The organism is Mesorhizobium sp. M2E.F.Ca.ET.209.01.1.1 (assembly GCF_004010375.2).
In the GTDB taxonomy this organism is placed as follows: domain Bacteria; phylum Pseudomonadota; class Alphaproteobacteria; order Rhizobiales; family Rhizobiaceae; genus Mesorhizobium.
On the sequence record NZ_SADP02000450.1, the window covers coordinates 1 to 366 of the forward strand.

1 protein-coding gene is annotated in these 366 nt (G+C 59.8%); it reads left to right on the forward strand.

Annotated features, from left to right (window positions below):
- Window positions 1-43: 43 nt before the first annotated feature.
- On the forward strand, window positions 44-366 hold a 323-nt coding region (locus tag EN852_RS36430; RefSeq protein WP_246694523.1), incomplete at its 3' end, for a GMC family oxidoreductase N-terminal domain-containing protein.

The following is a 366-nucleotide window of genomic DNA, read 5'->3' on the forward strand; positions in this document are numbered from 1 at the left end:
CAACAACGCACAACGTCCGCGCTGGAGCGCTGCGCAAGCCTTCTTGCGCGACGCCGAGAAACGCTCGAACCTGACCATATTGACCGAAACCCGCGTTCATAAAGTCCTGTTTGAAGGCAGGAAAGCGGTCGGTGTTCTGACCGAGACCGGCGTCACCTATAGGGCCCGACGCGAGATTGTTCTAACGGCAGGCGCGCTTGCCACACCCAAGATCCTGCAGCTCTCGGGCATCGGCGAGGCCGAGCATCTGAAGAACCTTGGGATCGACGTGATCATGGATCTGCCGGGCGTCGGAGAAAACTATCAGGATCACCTCGAAGCCACGGTTCAGGCGCGGGTCAAGGATCCGATCTCGCTCTTCGCCCA